The organism is Lysobacter capsici, assembly GCF_014779555.2.
GTDB classification, from domain to species: Bacteria; Pseudomonadota; Gammaproteobacteria; order Xanthomonadales; family Xanthomonadaceae; genus Lysobacter; species Lysobacter capsici.
In genome coordinates this window covers 5,804,212-5,823,926 of record NZ_CP094357.1, presented here as the reverse complement: position 1 = coordinate 5,823,926, position 19,715 = coordinate 5,804,212, and the positions used below count along the sequence as shown (strand labels likewise).

The following is a 19,715-nucleotide window of genomic DNA, read 5'->3' as shown; positions in this document are numbered from 1 at the left end:
CGTGCAGGCGTTCGCCGATTCCGTGGCGATTCATCGCCTGCTTACTAGCCTGAACCAACCGTCGTCGTTGCGGTTACCGTGATGGCTGCCGTCCATCCATTGCCCAGTTGCGCATCACCGCCGGAGTCCGCCATGTCCCGATCGCTGCCCCGCGTCCTGAGTCTGAGTCTCGCCCTGAGCCTGGGCCTTGCCGCCACCACCTCCGCCGTCGCCGGTCAGACCGAAGACCAGCGCGCCCGCGACGCGGTGCGGGTGCTGGCCGATATCCAGCAGATTCCCGAATCCTCGATTCCCGACAAGCTGTTCGACGAGGCGCGCGCGATCGTCGTGGTGCCCGACACGCTCAAGATCGGCCTGGTATTCGGCGGTCGCCGCGGCCACGGCCTGGTCTCGGTCAAGAACCCCGACGGCACCTGGTCCAACCCGAGCTTCGTCAAGATCACCGGCGGCAGCGTCGGTTTCCAGGCCGGCGTGCAGTCCTCCGACATCGTGCTGGTGTTCCGCGGCGATCGCGGCCTGGACTCGATCGTCAACGGCAAGGTCACCCTCGGCGCCGACGCCAGCGTCGCCGCCGGTCCGGTCGGGCGCACCGCCGCGGCCGCCACCGATGGCCAGCTCAAGGCGGAAATCTGGTCGTGGTCGCGCGCGCGCGGCCTGTTCGCCGGCATCGCGCTCGACGGCGCCGCGCTGTCGATCGACGACGACGCCAACCAGGCGGTGTACGGCGAGGGCAACACGCCGCGGATGATCTTCGAAGGCCGCGCCACCGGTCAGCCGTCCAATGCGGTGGTCGATTTCCGCGACCGCCTGGAAGAAGCCAGCGCCGCCGCGCGCGCGCATCGCACCGCCGAAGATCAGCGTCCGGCGCTGGGCGCGACGGTCTATCCCGAGGCAGGCGTCGCCCCGGCCAACGCCACCACCGCCGCGCCCGCGCAGACCGCGCCGGTGCAGGCGCAGCCGGCTCAACCGCAGCCGCAGCCGCAGGCGTTCGAGAACGTGCCGGCGCAGCCCAACCCGGCCAAGGTCGAACCGCTGCCCTGAGGCCTGACCGCGGCGGCATGGCGCCGACACCCGGGGCGGGCCGCCGATGCGGCCGCGCCCCCGTTCAGCCGCTTTGCGCGCGCGACCATGCCGAATCGGGCGTTCGGGCATACAGGACCTTCGCCACATTGGCTTAAGAACGGTTGCGGTATCCTTGCTGTCTTCATCATTCAGCAGCGAGCAACGACATGGGCGCCTGGGGCATTGGTCATTGGATCGTCGTCCTTGTGATTGTTCTGCTGGTCTTCGGCACCAAGCGTCTAGGCAGCGTGGGCAAGGACCTCGGCGACGCGGTCAAGGGTTTCAAGAAAGGCATGCAGGACGACGACAAGCCGTCCGCGCAGTTGCCCAACGACGCCAACCGCACCGACTCCACCACCGGCAGCACGCCGTCGCAGTCGCGCGACAACGAGCAGAACCCGCGCTGAGCCCCGGGCTGTTGCGCCATCCGCATCCCTCGCCTGGCAGACGCGCATGTTCGACATAGGCTTCTCGGAAGTCTTCGTAATCGCGATCGTGGCCTTGATCGTGCTCGGTCCCGAGCGCCTGCCCAAGGCGGCCCGGTTCGCCGGGCTGTGGGTGCGTCGCGCGCGCGCGCAGTGGTACTCGGTCAAGTCCGAACTCGAGAACGAGCTGGCCGACGAGGAACTCAAGCGCAGCCTGCGTCAGGCCCAGGCCGACCTGCGTGACGCGCAAAGCCGGCTGCGCGACAGCGGCCAGGCGATCCGCAACGAAGTCGACGACATGAACCGCCGCATCGCCGCGCCGGTCGCGACCGCCACGGCGGCGGCCGATCCCGATCCGGCGGCGACGCCGGCGCCGGTGTACGGCTCGGCCGACCCGGTCAATACCGCGCATTCGACGCCCGCGCTCGACGCGCCGGCGCCGCAGGCATCGCCCGTCGACGCGCCGCCCACCCACGATTACCAGCACGACTACGCCGGCGCGGCCCAGCCCGACTACCGTCCGGCCGCCCCCAGCGCCCCCAGCGCCCCCGCGACTCCGCCCACCGCGAGCGATGCCGATGAGCGACGCTGACCACGGCGTGCCGGGCGAAGAGGCCTCGGCCGAGCCGCGTCTGCTCGATCACCTGATCGAACTGCGCGCGCGCCTGCTGCGCGGGGTGACCGGGCTGGTGATCGTGTTCGTGTGCCTGTTGCCGTTCGCCAACAAGCTCTACCACTACCTGGCCACGCCGCTGCTGGCCAAGTTGCCGGCCGGCAGCCAGTTGATCGCGGTCGAAGTGGCCTCGCCGTTCTCCGCGCCGCTCAAGCTGGCGTTCTTCGCCGCGTTGATGATCTCGATGCCGTGGCTGCTGTTCCAGGCCTGGGCCTTCGTCGCGCCGGGCCTGTACAAGCGCGAGAAGCGGCTGGCCCTGCCGCTGCTGGCGTCGGCGCTGGTGCTGTTCTACGCCGGCTGCGCGTTCGCGTTCTTCCTGGTGCTGCCGTCGGTGTTCGGTTTCCTGGTCAAGATCACCCCGACCGGGGTGTCGATGATGACCGACATCAACGCCTACCTGGATTTCGTGCTGATCCTGTTCCTGGCCTTCGGCATCAGCTTCGAGGTGCCGGTGGCGCTAGTGATCCTGGCGCTGCTGGGCTGGGTCACGCCGGCCCAGCTCAAGGAAGGCCGCGGCTACGCGGTGGTCGGCATCTTCATCGTCGCCGCGGTGATCACCCCTCCGGACGTGGTCTCGCAGCTGATGCTGGCGATTCCGATGTGCCTGCTTTATGAGCTGGGCATCATCGCGGCCAAGTGGGTCGCGACCGAGCCGCGCGACGCCGACGGCCACGACGATCACCCGACCGGGGACGCGCGCGGTCCATGAGCGTGCCGGCCCCGAGCGGCGCGGGCGCGCCGCCGCCATTGCCGCCGGGTCCGTTGAATTCCGCGTCGGTCGCGTCGGCGCCGTCGCAGTCCGCCGCGCTGTTGCCCGCGCGTTTCTGGCCGCGCTATGTGGCCTGGTCGCTGGACGCGGCCCTGATCGCGATGGCGACCAGCCTGATCGGCGCCAGTCACTGGCGTTATCAGGCGCTGGCGGCGAAGCAGGCCTACGCGGCGATGAACGCGCGCGCGGCCGAGCTGATGGCCGACAGCGTGCTCAACGATCTCGACTTCGGCGGCTTCGCCCGACAACTGATGACCGATCCGGCCATGCACGCGGCCGGGCTGGCGTCGACCGCCGCGCTGACCTCGCTGATCTTCGGCTGGATCTTCCTGTTCGCCTTGTTCGGGCTGATCTACGAAGTCGGCTTCGTCGCGTTTTCGCCGTGGCAGGCCACGCCGGGCAAGCGCGTGCTGGGATTGCGGGTAACGGACATGGCCGGGCGCCGGCTGAGTCCGGGCCGCGCGGTATTGCGTTACCTCGGCGGCGGCTTGTCGTGGTTGCTGTTGAACCTCGGCCACGTGATCGCGATGGCCAAGCCCGAATACCGCGCCCTGCACGACCGCCTCGCCGGCGCGCGGGTGCTGCGCGACGCGCAGGCGCGCATGCCGCTGTGGGCCTGGGCCTGGGTGGCGGTGCAGGTGATCGTCGGGTTCAGCGCGACGCTCTGGCTGATGCGCGCGATGCAGGCGTCGATGGACGCCGCGTTGGCGCAGTCCGGCGCGCTCTGAACGAGAGGGTCCGCGCGGCTCAGGCTTCCAGTTCGCCCGGACGCGGCGTGCGCGGCGCGTTCGCCGTGGGCGCATCGTCGTTGTCGGTGAACACGTCGCGCCAGGCGTAGTAGCAGGTGCCGCACATCACCACCAGGAACGCCGAGCCGTAGGCCACGAAGACCGCCACCACCAGCAACTGGCCGACCGCCGGATGGATCAGCGAACCCAGCTTCATCGCCGCCAGCGACACCACGCTGATCAGCGCGCCGGAAATCATCACCCCGAGCATGAACAGCATCGCCGCGAACAGGTACGAGCCCAGGTTCCACACCGACGCGCCGAGGCTGCGCCGGACCGCGGCGGAGATGTCCAGCCCGGAGAACATGATCAGCGGGATCGAGACCAGCACCACCGCGGTGCTGAAGTAGTAGTAGACCAGCTGCACCACGATCACCAGCGTCGGCGAATGCGCCGCCGGCACGTTGACCTGGCCGCCGATCGCGCCGCGCGCCATGTCCTGGTAATGCGCCCAGAAGTCCGGGCCGGTCGCCCACAGCAGCAAGGTGCCGCAGATCAGCGCCAGCGCGATCTGGATCACCCCGAGCAGCGCCAGCTGCACCGCCTTGTGCTGGCGCAGCGGCGCGAACAGATCGCGCGCGCGCACCGGGCGGCCGCTCTCGGCCTCGCGGATCACGTGCATCAATCCGCCCAGCAGCACCGGCAGCACCAGCACCGCGGCGAGCGCGGCGATGCCGATCACGCTGACGATGCGTTCCATGTCGGGTTCGCTTTCGCCGATCCGCAGCGGCATCGTGAACAGGTACATCACCAGGTACAGCACCGCCATCACCAGCAGACCGGCGCCGAAGATCGCGCGCGGGTTGCGCGTGCCCAGGTTGAACGCGCGGATCAGCCATTGCGCGCCGTGGGTCAGCGGAACCTTGCGGATGGGTTGGGTCATCGGATCGATCCCGGGCCGAAGGCCCCTGACTGGACGAAAATGGACTGGACGAAAGCGTGCGAAGCGGACGCGCCATGGTGCGAAGACGCGCGTGACGACAGCGCGCGCATCGCGCCGAGTCTCCGCGGCGGCGGCGCGCGCCATCCGATCGCGGCCTTCGCCGCGACGGCGCGGCGGTGTCGTGCCGGCGGGCTCAGCGCCCGTGCAGGCTGCGCGCATGACCGACGAAACGCCGCAGCACCCGCCGTGCATGCGGCGCCGCGCTGATGCCGCCGGCGACGGCCTTCGGGCACAGACCCTCGCTGCGCAGCGCGTCCTGGCGCGCGCGCACGTAACCGCGCATGTGGCCGGCGCTGAATTCGGGATGGAACTGCACGCCCCAGGCCCGGTCGCCCCAGCGGAACGCATGGCAGGCGTCGTGCTGCGAGCGCGCCAGCACGGTCGCGCCGTCGGGCGCGCGCAGCACGGTCTGCAGATGGGTGGCCTGGGCCGCGAACCGTTCCGGCAGACCGGCGAACAAGGGATCGGCGCCGGCGCTGGCATGCAGCTCCAGGCCGATGGTGCCCATCTCGCGGCCGGCCGGATGATTGCCGACCTCGCCGCCGAGCGCATGCGCCAGCAGCTGATGGCCGTAGCAGATGCCGAACAACGGCAGGCCCGCATGCGCGGCCTCGCGCAGCCACTGCGCGCTGCGTTCGCTCCAGTCGGCGCGGTCGGTGACCATCGCGCCCGAGCCGGTCACGATCGCCCCGGCGAAGCCCTCGCGGCTCGGCAGGGTCTGGCCGCGTTCGACATCGACCACCACCGCCTCGTCGCGGCCCAGCCCGGCGGCGACCCGGATCCAGTGCGGAAAGCCGCGATGGCGGCGCATGGAGGCGACCGGCTGGCCGGTTTCGACGATCAGGAAGGGCGGGTTCACGGGGCGGCGTCGGCGGGGGAAGTCACGGCGGAAGTGTGCGCTGCGAACCGGGGCAAAAGCCCGGCAGGCAAGGCTCGTGGCTATACTAACCCGCTTTGCTGCACTGCGATGAGACCATGGCCGAGAGCGACGCACCGACCCCAGTGATCACCTTCCAGAGCATGATCCAGCGCTTGAACGCGTTCTGGGCCGAGCACGGTTGCGTGCTGATCCAGCCGCTGGACCTGGAAGTCGGCGCCGGCACCTTCCACCCGGCGACCTTCCTGCGCGCGCTGGGCCCGGAGCCGTGGAACGCCGCCTACGTGCAGCCCTGCCGCCGTCCCACCGACGGCCGCTACGGCGAAAACCCCAACCGCCTGCAGCGCTACTACCAGTACCAGGTGGCGATGAAGCCCAGCCCCGACAACATCGTCGAGCTGTACTTCGATTCGCTCAAGGCGCTCGGCGTCGACCCGCTGGTGCACGACCTGCGCCTGGTCGAGGACAACTGGGAATCGCCGACGCTCGGCGCCTGGGGCCTGGGCTGGGAAGTCTGGCTCAACGGCATGGAAGTCACCCAGTTCACCTATTTCCAGCAGGCCGGCGGCCTGGAATGCCGGCCGGTGCTCGGCGAGATCACCTACGGTCTCGAGCGCCTGTGCATGTACCTGCAGAACGTCGACAACGTCTACGACCTGGTCTGGACCTACGGCCCCGACGGTGTCCCGGTGACCTACGGCGACGTCTACCACCAGAACGAAGTCGAGCAGAGCGCGTACAACTTCGAACACGCCGACGTCGAAGAACTGTTCCACCGCTTCGATGCCTGCGAAGCCGAAGCGCTCAAGCTGATCGAGATCGGCCTGCCGCTGCCGGCCTACGATCAGGTGTGCAAGGCCTCGCATTCGTTCAACCTGCTCGATGCGCGCCGCGCGATCAGCGTGACCGAACGCCAGCGCTACATCCTGCGCGTGCGCCGCATCGCCCAGGGCGTGGCCGAGGCGTATTTCGCCCAGCGCGAAAAGCTCGGTTTTCCCGGCTTGAAGCAGCCTTCCAAGGCCGAAGCCGCCTGACGACCTGAAGCCCCTCTTCCGCCCGCGGGAGAGGGGTTGGGGTGAGGGGCCGCGAAGCCGATAGAGCTTCGTGACCCATCGCCGACCCACATCCAACCTCGCCGCAGCAAGCGCGAGGCGTCTTCCCGGAAGACACCACCGCAAAGGCCACCGCATGAGCACGACCCAACCTCTCCTGATCGAACTGGGCACCGAAGAACTGCCGGTCAAGGCCCTGCCGGGTCTGGCCCAGGCGTTCTTCGACGGCGTGCTCGACGGCCTGCACAAGCGCGGCATCGGTTTCGACCGCGACGGCGCCAAGCCGCTGTACACGCCGCGCCGTCTCGCCGTGCTGTTGCGCGGCGTCGATGTGCAGCAGCCCGAGCAGAAGAGCGAAGTGCTCGGTCCGTATCTCAACATCGCGCTCGATCCGCAAGGCCAACCGACCAAGGCATTGCAGGGCTTCGCCGCCAAGGCCGGCATCGACTGGACCGCGCTGGAGCGCACCAGCGACGCCAAGGGCGAGCGCTTCGTCCACCGCGCCACCAAGCCCGGCGCCGACACCGCCAGCCTGCTCGAAGAGATCGTGCGCGAGGCCCTGGCCGCGATGCCGATTCCCAAGCCGATGCGCTGGGGCGGTCACGACTACGGTTTCGCCCGGCCGGTGCACTGGCTGGTGCTGCTGCTCGGCAAGGACGTGGTGCCGGCGCAGGTGCTCGGCGTGCGCAGCGACCGCATGAGCCGCAGCCACCGTTTCATGCACGACAAGCCGGTGTGGTTCAGCGTGCCCGGCGATTACGTCGAGTTCCTGCGCGGCGCCAACGTGCTGGTCGATCCGGACGAGCGGCGCGAGCGCATCGTCCAGGAAGTCATCGCCGCCGCCAGCGCGACCGGCGGCAGCGCGCGCATCGACGCGGGCATCCTGGAAGAGGTCAACGGCCTGACCGAATGGCCGGTGGCGATCGCCTGCGGGTTCGAACGCGAATTCCTCGCCGTGCCGCAGGAAGCGCTGATCGCGACCATGGAAGCCAACCAGAAATTCTTCCCGGTGCTCGACGCCGCCGGCACCTTGAGCGAACGCTTCATCGGCGTGGCCAACATCGCCAGCCGCGACGAGTCCGAAGTGCGCAAGGGCTACGAACGCGTGATCCGCCCGCGTTTCGCCGACGCCAAGTTCTTCTTCGACGAAGACCTCAAGCAGGGGCTCGCGTCGATGGGCGAGGGGCTCAAGACGGTCAAGTACCAGGACAAGCTGGGCACGGTGGCCGACAAGGTCGCGCGCGTGGCCGCATTGGCCGAAGCCATCGCGCCGGCCGCCGGCGTCGACCCCGCGCAGGCGCGGCGCGCGGCGGAGCTGTCGAAGAACGACCTGCAGTCGCGCATGGTCAACGAGTTTCCGGAACTGCAGGGCATCGCCGGCCGGTATTACGCGAAGGCCGCGGGCGAAGCGGCCGAGGTCGCCGATGCGATCGATGAGGCGTATATGCCGCGGTTTGCGGGGGATGCGATTGCGCCTTCGAAGTTGGGGCAGGTGGTGGCGGTTGCAGAACGATTCGACACTCTTGCGGGTGGATTTTCGGCCGGTCTTAAGCCCACAGGTAACAAAGATCCTTTTGGTCTCAGGCGTAACGCCCTGGGTTTGGCAAGAACCCTGATTGAAGGTGGCTTGGATCTAGACCTGTTCTCGCTGTTGGCTCAAGCGAATGATCAGACCGCGTTTGCGAAGACGATTGCTTCTGTAAAGGCAAGAGAGGCGGCTGCGGCTGATGCGGTATCCAAAGGTGTAAAGGTAGATGGCGCCGCTGCGGTCGTGGGCGGCTCTACTTTGCAAGACGTAATCGAGCTGCAGGATTTCGTCTTTGATCGGCTGCGTGGCTATTACTCCGAGCAGAGTGTTCCATCGCAACAGTTTGAGTCTGTTGTGGCTGTACGCACTACGTCGTTGCCCGACTTCGACCGCCGCCTCAAAGCCATCGCCGAATTCGCCAAGTTGCCCGAAGCCGAAGCCCTCGCCGCGGCCAACAAGCGCAGCCGCAACATCCTCAAGAAGGTCGAAGGCGAAGTGCCGAGCGCGATCGACGCATCGCTGTTCAACGAGCCGGCCGAGCGCGAGCTGGCCGAAGCCGTCGATGCGGCCGTTGCCGACACCGATCCGTTGTTGGCGCAGCGCGATTACGTCGCGGTGCTCGGCCGTCTGGCGCGCTTGCGTCCGCAGGTCGATGCGTTCTTCGACAAGGTGATGGTGAATGTCGACGACAGCGCGGTGCGCAACAACCGTCTGGCGTTGTTGAAGCGCTTGTCGGATCGTCTGGGCAGTGTCGCGGCGATCGAGCATCTGTCGATCTGAGACATTCCGGTCAGGTCTGACGCGCCGCCAGCGCCCAGTCATGCCGCCATCGTGGCCGCGTCGCAGCCCGTGTAGGAGCGGCGCGAGCCGCGACCGCGACATTGCAGATATGACGAAACCGACGGCGTAGCCGCAGTGGCGCGGTCGCGACTTGCGCCGCTCCTACAGGTAGGTCATGTGACTTTTGCTCGGGCTTGAAGCCGCGCAGTTCATCCAGCGCTGCGAAGCCTGTAACTCGCGAGAACAAGAGGACACCTGTAGGGCGGCGCACATGCGTCCGTGCAGGCCGTCAGCGTGGCCGCGTCGCAGCCCCTGTAGGAGCGGCGCGAGCCGCGACCGCGACATTACGGGCGCGATGAAAATTGCGACGTAGTCGGAGTGGCGCGGTCGCGGCTTACGCCGCTCCTACAGGTAGGCCATGTGACTTTTGCTAGGGCTTGAAGCAGCGCAGTTCATCCAGCGCTGCGAAGCCTGTAGCTCGCGAGAACAAGAGGACACCTGTAGGGCGGGGCACATGCGTCCGTGCGGGCCGTTAGCGTGGCCGCGTCGCAGCCCCTGTAGGAGCGGCGCGAGCCGCGACTGCGACATTGCAGATATGACGAAACCGACGGCGTAGCCGCAGTGGCGCGGTCGCGGCTTACGCCGCTCCTACAGGTAGGCCATGTGGCTTTTGCTCGGGCTTGAAGCCACGCAGTTCATCCAGCGCTGCGAAGCTTGGAACTCGCGAGAACAAAAGCACACCCGAAGGGCGGCGCACATGGATGTGCGCCGTGCGCCACCGGGACAGGATGTCCCGTGTGGCGCATGCCTGCGTCTGCACCGATCGCGCGGGCTCTTGATTCACAAAAAAGCATTTTTCTTTGGTTACCTTTCTTTTGTTGCTTTAGACAAAAGAAAGTGACCCGCCGCTTTAGCGGCGGAACGCTTTTGATCCTGCTTCAAGCTTTGAAGGCTTTGAAGGCTTTGAAGGCTTTGGAGCTTTTGAGGCTGAAAGCAAGATCAACAGCTTTCGTCCGCAAGCGGCCGAGTTACTTTCTTTTGTCAGAAGCGACAAAAGAAAGGTAACCAAAGAAAAACGCTTCTCTTTGAATCAAGAGCCCGCGCGATCGGTGCAGGCGCAGGCATGCGCCACACGGGACATCCATGTCCCGGTGGCGCACGGCGTGCATCCTGCACGCCGCCCTTCGGGTGTGCTTTTGCTAATGCGAGTTCCAAGCCTCGCAGCGCTGGATGAACTGCGCGACTTCAGGCTTAAGCCAAGGCCGAGGTCAAGGTCAAAATCAAGCCAAAACCAAAACCAAAACCAAAACCAAAGCCAAAACCAAAGCCAAAGCCAACGCCAACGCCAGGGTCGGGAGCGGGTACTGAGCCAGGAACAAAAAAGGCCGGCTTTCGCCGGCCTTTTTCGCGGTCGATGGAGTGCAGCGACAGACTTACTGCGACCCCGCCCCGAACCGCCAGTTCACCTCGACCATGAACGACCGGCCGTAGATGTTGTAGTTGAAGTTGTTGAAATACGGATACGCCGTATACGTCTCGTCGCGATCAGGCATCTTGTTGAACAGATTGTTGACCGTGAAGCTCAGCGACACATCCTCGCCGAACTCGTAGCTCGTGCTGCCGTTGAAGGTCACGTAGGGCTTCATCCGTCCGCCGCCCTCGGTCGAATAACCGGCCGGGTCGATCTGCGAAGCGTAGTTCGGCGTGCGGCCGTAACGCGTCCCGTACAGCGTGGTCGTCCACGGGCCCTTCATCCAGCTCAGCGAGGCGCTGCCGATGCTGTGGAACTCGGAGGAATAGAACGGGTCGCGCAGGTAATCGATGACCGGGTCGCCCGGGTACTGCTGATTCTCGTGCTTGAGGGTGACGTTGTAGTTCGCGCCCAGGGCGAAGTTGCCCCAACGCTCGGTCTCCCAGCGGTAGTTGAGCTTGGCGGTGAGGCCCTGCACTTCTTCCTTGGACACGTTGATCGGGTTTGTGCGCACGCTGTCGAGCTGCAGCGGCACCGGCGCGTCGGCCGGCAGGCGGGTGATGCGCGCGAGCGCGTCCACGCAGCTGGGCGAGGCGATGTCGAGCTGGCCCTGGCGGCAGGCCGATTCGGTGCGCAGCACCGCGTCGATGTTGAGGTCGTTGACCTCGTCGTCGATCTTGATGTTGTAGTAATCGACGCTGACGTCGAAGTTGCCGCTCGGCGCCCACATGATGCCCGCGCCCCACGACTTGGCGGTGATCGACTTGAGGTCCTTGGCGCCGCTGCGCTGGCCCGAGACCGATTCGCCGTTGTAGGTGCAGTTGCCGATGCTCTCGCCGGGTTCCTCGGTGGCGCAGCGGTAGTAGTCGACCACGCTGGTGAAGTAGCCGCTGTCGCCGGCGAACACGTAGGCCATGTCGGGGGCCTTGAACGCGGTCGCGTAGTTGGCGCGCAGCAGCAGCGAGGACACCGGCCGGTACTCCAGGCCGATCTTGTAGGTGCCGTCGGAGTCCGAACCGGCGCCGACGTTCTTGTACTTGTCGTAACGGCCCGACACGCTGGCGGTCAACTGGCTGAAGATCGGCACGCGGAACTCCAGGCCGACCGCCTGGTTGCGGCGCTTGCCTTCGCCCTGGGTGCCGGTGAGGCCGAAGAAATCGCCGTTGACCACGCGCGGGTCGGTCGGGTTCTTCCACGATTGTTCGCCGGCCTGCAGCACCGCGGCGAAACCGACCGCGCCGGCCGGCAGGTTGAACAGCTCGGTGTTGGTCAGCTGCAGGTTGAAGTTCTGGGTCCAGGTCTCGGACTTGGTGTGGATGACGTCGGAGATGCTGGCGTACTCGGCCGGCGTCAACGGCCGGTAGAAGCCGCTGTCGTCGCCCGGCGCGTACACCGGATACGGGCCGACGTGGTCGATCACCGGGCCGAGGAAGCGCTGTTCGAAGAACGCGTCGCTGGCCGCGCCGAGCAGCCACAGCTGCTTGCTGTCGACGGTGTACTGCGAGCGGCCGAAGTAGGCGTCGTAGTTCCAGGCCGAATCGCCGATGCCGCCGCGCGAGCCCAGGGCCAGGTTGTAGGAATCGCTGGTCTGACGCTCGTTGTTGGCGTCGACGTCGCCGGTTTCCTCCGGCGCGAAAATGCGCTGATAGGTTTCGAACTGGCCGCTGACATCGTTGAGGAACAGGCCGTTGGTGGCTTCGGCGGTGGTCCAGATGCGGGTGCCGGGATTGGCTTCGGACTTGTTGCGGCCGATCAGCAGCGTGCCGTACAGCTCGGTCTTGTCGTTGAGCGGGTAGCTGGCGTTGAGGTAGCCGCTGATGTCGCGCTTGCGGTTCATCACCGTGGCGTAGCCGACGTCCTCGCGGCTGCCGCAGTAGTAGCCGCGGTTGGGGCGGAAGTCGCGGATGATGGTGCCGTTGAACAGGTTGCCGAGGCTGGCGCAGGTGGCCACGCCCGGGTCGATGTATTGGTTGGGCGACACGTCGGCGTTGATGTGGACGAAGTTGCGGGTGCCGTAACGCGCTTCGGGGTCGGGATTGTCGTTGGTCGAATCGATGCGCCGGCGGTCGTAGCCGTAGATCGGGTCCTGCATGCTGTATTGCAGGCCGTAGGTCAGGTTGAGCTCGCCGAAGCTCTTGCCGCCGATCAACTGCAGGCGGGTGCTTTCGCCGCCGCCCTGGTCGTAACCGCCGAAGCGCAGGTTGAGGTGGGTGCCGTCGATGCGCTTTTTCAGGATGATGTTGACCACGCCGGCGATCGCGCTGGAGCCGTAGATCGCCGACTGGTTGCCCGGGGCGATGTCGATGCGCTCGACCATCGCGGTCGGAATGCTGGCCAGGTCGGTGAAGTTGCTCTGGCCGTTGTACAGCAGCGGGTAGTCGGCCATCGGCCGGCCGTCGATCAGCACCAGGGTGAAGCCCGGGTCCAGGCCGAGCAGGCTGATGGGTTCGGCGTTGGTGGTGAAGCCGCCGATGAACTGGGAGTCCTGCACCGCGCCGGTCGCCAGCGGCTGCGCGCGCAGCACGTCGTAGACGTCCTTGAAGCCCTGGCGCTTGATGTTTTCGGCGCTGATCGAAATCACCGGCGTGGCGGTTTCGATTTCGGTGCGCGGGATCAGCGAGCCGGTCACGGTGACCTTGTCGATCTCGGTCGGTGCCGGGCTCGGCGCGGGGTCCTGGGCATGGGCGGGCGAAGCGATCAACGCGGCGCCGAGCGCGGCGTGGACGGCGGTGGCTAGCAAATGTCGATGCATGTTGTCGGGTTCCTCGATTTTTACGGCGCCGCTTGTGTGTAGCGCGGCTTACGGGGGATTGCCTTGCGGGGAATTACCTGGCGGGAGCGGCGCCGTCGCCGCGCATGACCAGTCAAGACGACACCGAACGCGCGGGAACCGGTCGTGGACCGGTGCCTGCGCGTGGCGACGAAACGAGATTCCCTGTGCCGAAACTACGGCGTGTGCGCGCATGGATGCAATACGCGGCGATGCCTTGCCCAGCGGGTTCGCAATCGAGGTACATCGGTTCGCATCGCGCTGGCGCGGGCGCGGCGAAATGCACGATCCGGGCTATCGAAATCGCGATCGGTTACTGCGACGCGATTCACTTTTCATCGACGGCAATATCGCCGATGAAAATTGGCGCGAGCGCTTACGCGTGATAGGCCCTGGCGATATCGCGAGGTGCGCGCGCCTCGACCGGCCCGATCGGCCGCGCGGCGAAGATCGGCCGAGTGCGGCGGCGGGGCCGCGGTCAGTGCGGTTTGTGCGCGGATTTGCGCGATGCGGGCGCCCGAGTGGTGGCTCGATCGCCGTCGGGGCCGAGCACGTCACGCGCCGTTAACGCGGAAAATCGGCCAAACCCTCACTATCACCGGGAAAATCCGTAAGCAATACAAGTCCTTGCCGGTTATCCTTCACGCATGCCAGTCATTTTTCGTCTCGCCTTCGCCGCTGTTTCCAGCTTTGCCATCGCTGGGGCGGCGCAAGCCGCTCAGGTGAGCAAGGTGGAGATCCGTGGCCTCGACGAGGCCATGACCCAGAACGTCCGCGTGTCCTTGTCGCTGGTCGATACGATCGGCAAGGACGTGTCCGGCCGCCGCCTGGGCTATCTGCTGCGCGAGGCCGAGAACGAGGCGCGCGAGGCGCTGGAACCGTTCGGCTATTACTCGCCGACGATCAAGGTCGAGGATTCGCGCGGCACCCGCCGGATCGCGACCAGCGAAGGCACCGACCCGAATGCGCCGGCCGAAGGCGATCGTTCCGCCGCCGATGCGGGTGCTGCGGCCGACCCCGGCGCCGACACGCGCACTGCCGGCAACGCGGCCGCCGGCGACAGCAACGCGGATCCAGCCGCGACCCCGCCCGTCGATGCGTCCGCGCAAGCCGCGCCGGCGCGCGCCGCGTCGCCGCCGATCACCGTGACCATCACCATCGACAAGGGCGAGCCGGTCAAGGTGCGCCGTTCCGATGTCGCCATCCTCGGCGCCGGCAGCGACGACCGTTACCTCAAGCAGGACCTGGCCGCGTTCAAGCCCGGCCCGGACCAGGTGTTCGAGCACGCGGCCTACGAGGCCAGCAAGACCAAGATCAGTCGGCGACTGGCCGAACGCGGTTACTTCGATGCCGATTTCACTTCGCGCCGGGTGGCGGTGACGCGCGCCGAACATGCCGCCGACATCGACCTGGTCTGGACCAGCGGCCAGCGCTACGACATGGGCCCGATCACCTTCGAGCAGACGCCCAAGCGGATCATCCGCGACAGCCTGCTCGAGCGGCTGGTGTACTGGGAACAGGGCAGCTACTACCACCAGCGCAAGCTCGACACGTTTCGCGAATCGCTGGCGCGGCTGGATTATTTCGCCAGCATCGACATCGAACCGCAGCCCGATCAGGCGGTCGACGGCCAGGTGCCGGTCAAGGTCACCCTGACCCCGGCCAAGCGCAGCATCTACACCGCCGGCCTGAGCTACGGCACCGACAGCGGCGCCGGCGTGCGCCTGGGCGTGGAGCGGCGTTACCTCAACGACCGCGGCCACAAGGCGCTGGCGCAGGTCGATTACGCCCAGCGCCGCAAGACCGCGACCTTGCAATACCGCATTCCCGCGTTCGCCTGGCTCGACGGCTGGTACACCTTCAGCCTGCAGGGCACCGACGAGCAGACCGATTACATCGATTCGCGCCGGGTCGAACTGGTCGCCAGCCGCAGCGGCAAGATCAACCAGCACTGGACCGCGACCGCCTCGCTGCACGGCCTGCGCGAGCGCTGGGCCTATGCCGACGAGGACGACAACGATCCGACCACGCCGGTCGACTATCGCAGCGCGACCTTCCTGTATCCCTCGCTGCGCGCGGAGTACGTCGATGCCGACGATCGCCTGTATCCGCGCAACGGCATCAGCGCCACCGGCATGCTGCGCGGCGGGATCGAGGGCGCCGGCTCGGACGCGAATTTCCTCCAGGCCCACCTCACCGCGCGTTGGTACAAGGGCCTGGGCGCGCGCAGCCGCTTGATCACCCGCGGCGAACTCGGCCACACCTTCACCGACGCGCTGGTCGACCTGCCGCCGTCGCTGCGCTTCTACGCCGGCGGCGACCGCAGCGTGCGCGGCTACGAGTGGCGCGAAGTGGGACCGCGCATTCCCGCGATCCCGGGCCGCAAGGCGTTCGCACTCGGCGCGAAGAACGTGATCACCGGCAGCGTGGAATACGAGCAGTACTTCAACGACAGCTGGGGCGGCGCGGTGTTCGTCGACAGCGGCAGCGCCTTCGACGACAGACCGGACATGCGCACCGGCGTCGGCGTCGGCGTGCGCTGGCGTTCGCCGGTCGGGCCGCTGCGGGTCGACATCGCGCGCGGCCTGGACAATCCGGATTCGGGTTTCCAGCTCTACATCAACATCGGCGCCGATCTGTAAGCCCCGCGGCCAGGACGACCACGCAACGACATGAGCGATACGCCGAAAACACCCGAGGAACTGCGCGTCGAGGCGCTGATCGAACGGCGTCGCCGTCGTCGCGCCACGGCCAAGCGCTGGGCCTGGCGCAGCAGCCTGGCGGCCGGCGTGCTGACCTTGCTGATCGCGTTCGCGATCTATTGGCTGATCTCCACCGTCGCTGGCCGCGACGTGCTGCTGGCGCAGATCGTCGCGCGCCTGCCGGCCGATTCCACCTTCACCTGGAAGTCCGCCGAAGGGCCGGTGGCCGGTCCGCTGACCCTGCGCGGCGTGCGCTTCGCCTACAAGGACACATTGTTCACCGCCGAGCGCATCTATCTGGAGCCGGCGCTGCGTCCGCTGCTCGGACGCAAGCTGCGGGTGGACGCGCTGCAGGTCGACAACGCGACTTTGTCCATCGCCAAGAGCGAGGAACCCTTCGAACTGCCGCGCTGGCCCGAGGTGCTGCCGCAGATCGAACCGCCGCTGGCCCTGCAGGCCGACGACGTGCGCATCGACGGCTTCAAGCTCAGCCAGGGCGGCGAGCATCTGATCGACGTGCGCCATCTGCGCGCGGGACTGGATGCGCAGTCGGGCAAGCTGCATGTCGAGAAGCTCGACGCCGACACCGACCGCGGCCATTTCACCCTGCACGGCGATTACGAGCCGCGCAACGACTTCAAGACCGACCTGCTCGCCACCGCGGTGCTGCCGAGCGCGCCCGGGCGCACGCCGCCGCGGCTGGGGCTGGTCGCGCGCGGCGATCTGTCGCGCATGGACGTGGCGGTGGCCGGCGCCGCGCCGGGTCCGGTGCGCGTGACCTTGACCCTGCGCGGCAAGGACGATCCGAACTGGAAGCTGCATGCGCGCAGCGACGCGCTCGACATCGGCCTGTTGACCTCGCCGCAGGCCACGCCCAGCGAAACCCCGATGGCGCTGCGTTTCGACGCGGCCGGCGTCGGCGGCAATGCCGACCTCGATGGCGAGTTCCGCCAGGGCGATCTCGACATCAAGGTGCTGCCGTCGAAGCTGTCGCTGAAGAATCAGGTGCTCGACGTGCAGCCGCTGGCGCTGCAATTGTTCGACGGCACCGCGACTTTGCGCGGCCATGCCGATTTCACCGATGCCGACAACGGCCAGTTCAAGTTCTCGATCAACGCGCGCGGCCTGACCTGGGGCGGCAAAGCCGCGCCGACCACGTTGAAGTCGGTGGCCAAGCCCTCGCAAGTCGCGCAGACGCCGGACACGCCGGCGGTGACGCTCGAAACCGCCGATCTCGGCTTCGCCGGCACGGTCAAGGCCTGGGCCGCGATCGGCACCGCGAGCCTGCTGCGCGACAAGCAGCGCGCGACGGTCGAATTCGACGGCCGCGGCAACGATCAGCGCATGACCCTCAACACGCTCAAGGCGAAGATGCCGACCGGCGCGCTCGAAGGCCAAGGCGAAGTGGCGTGGGCGCCGTCGCTGGGCTGGGATTTCAAGGCGACGCTGTCGGGGTTCGATCCGGGCTATTTCGCGCCCGAGTTCAAGGGCGCGATCGACGGCAAGCTCGCCAGCACCGGCGCCACCCGCGCCGATGGCGGCCTGGAGATCAAGGCCAGCGCCGATCAGCTCGGCGGTCGCCTGCGCGATCGTCCGCTCGGCGGACGCGGCAACTTCGTCATGCACGGCGCGGCCACCGGCAAGAGCGACGACGCGTTCGAAGGCGACGTGGCGCTGAGCCTCGGCGGCAGCCGCATCGACGCCAAGGGCAAGTACGCGCAGGCCATCGACCTGGACGCCAAATTCGCGCCGCTGCAACTCAACGATCTGCTGCCGAGCGCGGCGGGCAGCGTCAACGGCACGCTCAAGCTCAGCGGCGCGCGCACCGCGCCGAACATCGACGCCGACCTGACCGGCAGCGGCTTGAAGTTCGGCGATTACAAGGCCGCGAGTTTCAGCGCCAAGGGCCGTCTGCCCTGGCAGGGCCGCGGCGGCGAACTGGCCGTGCGCGCCAGCGAGATCGATGTCGGTCTCGCGTTGTCGTCGTTGAATATCGATGCGCGCGGCGCGGTCGAATCGCTGCAACTGCAGGCGCAGGCGCGCAGCGAAGTGGCCAATCTCGATCTGTCCGGCCATCTCGACAAGCGCGGCGCGACCTGGCAAGGCGCGCTGGCCTCGTTGCAGCTCGCGCCGAGCAAGGGCGCGTCGTGGAGCCTGCAGCAGCCGGCGCAGTTCCGGTGGGACGGACGCAACGGCGCGCTGAGCAACGCCTGTCTGGCCTCGAGCAGCGGCGGTTCGTTGTGCGCGAGCGCGGACTGGCCGCGCCGCGGTGTCGATCTGAAAGGCCAGGGGCTGCCGTTGTTGCTCGCCCAGGCTTATCTGCCCGAACGCGCCGACAAGCGGCCGTGGGTGTTGCGCGGACAGATCGCGCTCGACGGCGAACTGCGTCCGGTCGGCAACGGCTGGCGTGGCCAGTTCAATGTCAGCTCGGCCGGCGGCGGCCTGAAATTCAGCGAACGCGCGCGGCGCGAATTGCTGCGTTACAACGAGCTGTCGCTCAAGGCCAGCTTCGATCCGAACAAGCTCAACGCCGAACTCAAGGCCGGCTTCAACGACGACGGCCGCATCGACGCCACCATCGCCACCGGCTGGGACGCGTTCGCGCCGTTGTCGGGCACGGTCGCGGTCAACACCGACGAGCTGACCTGGGTCGAGTTGTTCTCGCCGGACATCGTCGAGCCCAAGGGCAAGCTCGAAGGCCGCATCACCCTGGGCGGCACACGCTCCAAGCCGCTGCTCGGCGGCCAGGCGCGCCTGTCGCAGTTCACCACCGAAGTGCCCTCGCTCGGCATCGTGCTGCAGGACGGCGACGTGCGCCTGGACGCGCAGCCCGACGGCAGCGCGCGCATCGCCGGCAGCCTGCGTTCGGGCGAAGGTACCTTGAACATCGACGGCAGCCTGGGCTGGCAGGGCGACGACACGCCGCTGGTGTTGAACCTGCGCGGCACCAACGTGCTCGCTTCCGACACCCGCGATCTGCGCGCTGTCGCCAATCCCGAACTGACCGTGCGTTACGCCGCCAAGCAGCCCTTGAACGTGACCGGCAAGGTCACGATTCCGTCGGCGCGCATCGACCTGGAGCGCCTGGACCAGGGCGTGTCGGTGTCCGAGGACGTGGTGGTGCTCGATCCGGTCAATCCGGAGGACACCGGCAGTTCGCCGCTGGAACTCGACCTGACCCTGGCGGTCGGCGACGAGGTCAGGCTCAACGGCTTCGGCCTGGAAGGCAAACTCGGCGGACAGATGCGGGTGCGTTCGCGTCCGGGCCGCGAGATGACCGCCAACGGCGCGCTCAACATCGAAGGCCGCTACACCGCGTACGGGCAGAAGCTGCAGATCACCCGCGGCAATCTCAACTGGAACAACGGTCCGGTGTCCGATCCGATCCTCGACGTGCGCGCCGAGCGCGAAGTCGGCGCGGTCAAGGCCGGCGTCGACATCAGCGGTCGGGTCAGCTCGCCGCAGGTCAACGTGTGGTCCGATCCGGCCAGTTCGCAGTCCGAGGCCCTGGCGTATCTGGCGCTCGGCCGCCCGCTGTCGTCGGTCAGCGGCGACGAGAACAAGCAGCTCAACGCGGCCAGCGCGGCCTTGTCGGCCGGCGGCGGCCTGATCGCTTCGCAACTCGGCGCCAAGATCGGCCTGGACGATGCCGGCGTGATGGAAAGCCGCGCGCTCGGCGGCTCGGTGCTCGGCGTCGGCAAGTACCTGTCGCCGCGGTTGTACGTCGGCTACGGCGTGTCGTTGCTGGGCACCGGCCAGGTGCTGACCTTGAAGTACCTGCTGCGCAAGGGCTTCGATATCGAGGTCGAGTCGAGCACGCTGGAGAACCGCGCTTCGATCAACTGGCGCAAGGAAAAATAGGGCATGAGTTCGCC

At 67.4% G+C, this 19,715-nt stretch carries 13 protein-coding genes; 10 read left to right on the top strand and 3 right to left on the bottom strand.

What is annotated here, in order from left to right:
* The first annotated feature begins 144 nt into the window (after positions 1-144).
* The 5 genes from IEQ11_RS23935 (at position 145) to IEQ11_RS23915 (ending at position 3,657) form a co-directional block, all read left to right on the top strand.
* Positions 145-1,041, top strand: a complete 897-nt coding sequence (locus IEQ11_RS23935) for a lipid-binding SYLF domain-containing protein (protein WP_191822675.1) — start codon at positions 145-147, stop codon at positions 1,039-1,041.
* A 188-nt stretch (positions 1,042-1,229) separates the two neighbouring features.
* A complete protein-coding gene (gene tatA, locus IEQ11_RS23930) occupies positions 1,230-1,469 on the top strand; it encodes a Sec-independent protein translocase subunit TatA (protein ID WP_036105095.1) in 240 nt (79 codons plus the stop codon).
* 46 nt (positions 1,470-1,515) lie between these two features.
* Positions 1,516-2,079, top strand: coding sequence for a Sec-independent protein translocase protein TatB (tatB, locus tag IEQ11_RS23925; protein ID WP_191822638.1), 564 nt, complete (start codon positions 1,516-1,518; stop codon positions 2,077-2,079).
* Positions 2,066-2,869: a twin-arginine translocase subunit TatC gene (gene tatC / locus IEQ11_RS23920; protein ID WP_191822637.1), complete on the top strand. Its 804-nt coding sequence runs from the start codon at positions 2,066-2,068 to the stop codon at positions 2,867-2,869. Before tatB ends, tatC begins: the two co-directional genes overlap by 14 nt.
* A complete protein-coding gene (locus tag IEQ11_RS23915) occupies positions 2,866-3,657 on the top strand; it encodes an RDD family protein (protein ID WP_191822636.1) in 792 nt (263 codons plus the stop codon). The genes tatC and IEQ11_RS23915 overlap by 4 nt, the downstream gene beginning before the upstream one ends.
* 19 nt (positions 3,658-3,676) lie before the next feature.
* Here the strand turns inward: IEQ11_RS23915 and IEQ11_RS23910 are convergent, their stop codons facing one another.
* Positions 3,677-4,600, bottom strand: coding sequence for a hypothetical protein (locus tag IEQ11_RS23910; RefSeq protein WP_191822635.1), 924 nt, complete (start codon positions 4,598-4,600; stop codon positions 3,677-3,679).
* 193 nt (positions 4,601-4,793) lie between these two features.
* On the bottom strand, positions 4,794-5,519 hold the full coding sequence (locus tag IEQ11_RS23905) for a glutamine amidotransferase (RefSeq protein WP_096417133.1): 726 nt from the start codon (positions 5,517-5,519) through the stop codon (positions 4,794-4,796).
* A 116-nt stretch (positions 5,520-5,635) separates the two neighbouring features.
* On the opposite strand from IEQ11_RS23905, the gene glyQ reads away from it, so the two are divergent.
* The 3 genes from glyQ to IEQ11_RS23890 all read left to right on the top strand — a co-directional run bounded on the left by glyQ (position 5,636) and on the right by IEQ11_RS23890 (position 9,962).
* On the top strand, positions 5,636-6,571 hold the full coding sequence (glyQ, locus tag IEQ11_RS23900) for a glycine--tRNA ligase subunit alpha (RefSeq protein WP_057922977.1): 936 nt from the start codon (positions 5,636-5,638) through the stop codon (positions 6,569-6,571).
* 154 nt (positions 6,572-6,725) lie between these two features.
* Positions 6,726-8,897 carry a glycine--tRNA ligase subunit beta gene (gene glyS, locus IEQ11_RS23895; RefSeq protein WP_191822634.1) on the top strand — a complete coding sequence of 724 codons (2,172 nt, stop codon included), beginning with the start codon at positions 6,726-6,728 and terminating at the stop codon, positions 8,895-8,897.
* A gap of 795 nt (positions 8,898-9,692) precedes the next feature.
* Entirely contained in the window at positions 9,693-9,962 is a 270-nt protein-coding gene (locus tag IEQ11_RS23890) for a hypothetical protein (protein ID WP_247024660.1), read from the top strand.
* A 368-nt stretch (positions 9,963-10,330) separates the two neighbouring features.
* On the opposite strand, the gene IEQ11_RS23885 is transcribed toward IEQ11_RS23890, so the two are convergent.
* Entirely contained in the window at positions 10,331-13,120 is a 2,790-nt protein-coding gene (locus IEQ11_RS23885; RefSeq protein WP_191823697.1) for a TonB-dependent receptor plug domain-containing protein, read from the bottom strand.
* Positions 13,121-13,785: 665 nt separating this feature from the next.
* On the opposite strand from IEQ11_RS23885, the gene IEQ11_RS23880 reads away from it, so the two are divergent.
* Together IEQ11_RS23880 and IEQ11_RS23875 are read left to right on the top strand one after the other, a co-directional pair.
* Complete coding sequence (locus IEQ11_RS23880) at positions 13,786-15,780, top strand: autotransporter assembly complex protein TamA (protein ID WP_191823698.1); 1,995 nt, start codon at positions 13,786-13,788, stop codon at positions 15,778-15,780.
* Positions 15,781-15,810: 30 nt separating this feature from the next.
* The gene (locus IEQ11_RS23875; protein ID WP_191823699.1) at positions 15,811-19,701 is read left to right on the top strand and encodes a translocation/assembly module TamB domain-containing protein; all 3,891 of its coding nucleotides are present in this window, start codon (positions 15,811-15,813) and stop codon (positions 19,699-19,701) included.
* Positions 19,702-19,715: the final 14 nt, after the last annotated feature.